The 1,869-nt window shown below is 37.8% G+C and carries 2 protein-coding genes and 1 pseudogene; 2 read left to right on the forward strand and 1 reads right to left on the reverse strand.

The features are described from left to right. Positions 1 to 76 precede the first annotated feature (76 nt). The gene (locus QMA00_RS18745) at positions 77 to 583 is read left to right on the forward strand and encodes a Fic family protein (protein WP_290158494.1); all 507 of its coding nucleotides are present in this window, start codon (positions 77 to 79) and stop codon (positions 581 to 583) included. Positions 584 to 641: 58 nt separating this feature from the next. Next, positions 642 to 814: pseudogene (locus QMA00_RS19010) on the forward strand (Fic family protein). Between the two features lie 480 nt (positions 815 to 1,294). On the opposite strand, the gene QMA00_RS18750 reads toward QMA00_RS19010, so the two are convergent. Then, a partial coding sequence (locus QMA00_RS18750; protein ID WP_290158492.1) for a hypothetical protein occupies positions 1,295 to 1,869 on the reverse strand: 575 nt, incomplete at its 5' end.

Genomic DNA, 1,869 nt, shown 5'->3' on the forward strand with positions numbered 1-1,869 from the left:
CGCGTCAATAGCTAGCCTATTGCAAGTAAATTCAACGCAGTTAGCGCTGAAAATAACTGCTTGAGATAGATTTATTATCCAGAGTTCAGGTTTATTAGCCTTGCATCGAAGCTTAATCAAAGATCTGAGTGAAAAATCGGGCAGTTATAGGCAGCAAAGTTTAGCGTTAAAAAGTGGTTTACAAATGGCACCACAAGCAATGCGAGTACCACAAATAGTAGAGGAGTTATTTAGTTGGTTTAAAACAACCGCACATCATCCTTTAATTAGTAGTGCAGTATGCCATTATGAATTACAGTTTATTCAACCTTTTGCACAGGGTAATACTGAAATAGCGTGTACGTGGCAAACCCTGCAATTATCGCAGTGGCATTCGCTATTTTCACTAATAAATATTAACAATGTCATAGCGACAACTCGCCGACATTATTTTGAAAGCATTAATCTTAGTACCAAGTCCGGTGACTCATCCGTGTTTATTGAGTATATATTGGAAGCATTATTAGCGGCACTAAAGTCATTAGAAAGTGATTTAAAATCAATAACAAAAACCAAAAACCCCACAACAACCCCCTCAAGTTAAAAACACTATACACTTAGACATACAAGCCCCCCAAGTCATCGCTTTAATAAATATATTTATCCAAAGCGAAAAGCCACTAAACCGACAAGAGCTACAAAATTTACTTGGATTAAAAAACCGTAAACATTTTAGAGAGCGTTACTTAAAGCCGCCATTGAGGCTGGAATTATAGAAATGACTATTCCCGAAAAACCAAATAGCAAAATGCAGCAGTATAGACTCAAAAGTTAGAAATAAAAAATGCCACTTAAGAGTTTAAGTGGCAGGTTTAATAAGCCGCGCTGAGCGACTTTTTTGTGCAGCGACAATAAAGTTTGCCCGTAACAGAGAAAATGACAATAAAGTTTGCCCGTAAGAGAAGGTGAGGCTTTAGTTTCTGCAAGCAAGAAACAAGTTAACAACGCTAATTGCTGACGTAAGAATGAGTAACTTTCAATATTAGAATATCGAAAAGCCAGCGGCCACAAAAGTGACGGCTGGCTTTCCTACCCACCCTATCCCGTAATCACATGGTATGTTTCGGCTAATCAGCAATACCTTTGACCTAGCTTAATGAAAGCAATAACAATGTGCTCCTAAAAATGTTTGAATAGCGCTGCGGTAGCAAACTGGCTAGTCACAGGGCTTACCAATACAGGTGCTTCAAACTGATGTGGTTTATCCACATATTTTGGCGTTAAGGTGCCAGTTTCCTATGGGGGTCTCACTAATTTACCAAATAGCAGGGTATTCAACAACTCCGTCAATACCAAACCCATGATTTAGCAAAGCTTGTCTTACTATAAATGGCAATGTATTCGCATCGCTAGGGTACTTAGCTAAAGTAGTTTCAGAAAATGTATCAATAGCAGCTAGCAGCTCTGATAGGCTAAATTGTTCAGAAACAACCGACCCCCAAATAGCGTCTTCAACTGTTGATTCTAATTCGGCATTTGTATTTTGAAACATTAGGCGACTTTGATACACAACTCTGAACTTGTTGTTACCCTGATGATGGATAACAATCTTAAGCTGAGGAATCTTTTTTAGTAACTGAGACTTAACTCGTCTAGCATCAAAAAATGCTTGGCTTAATATCACCTTTCCTTCAACTTTATAGAAATTTTTTGAATTTGTCTCAGGAACGATATTCCAATAAACACGAAAAGAGTTTCTTCTTAATTTATGACCATAAATTTCAAGTAAGGGTTTTAGTTGCTGTTCAGTGCCTTGTTTAGAGCCACTATTCCATCCACTCACAATTGATTGTTGAACCCTACAGGCATCTTTAATTTCATTTTGAGTCC

Origin of the sequence: Pseudoalteromonas sp. APC 3694 (genome assembly GCF_030407565.1) — a bacterium.
Classification (GTDB): Bacteria; Pseudomonadota; Gammaproteobacteria; order Enterobacterales; family Alteromonadaceae; genus Pseudoalteromonas; species Pseudoalteromonas tetraodonis.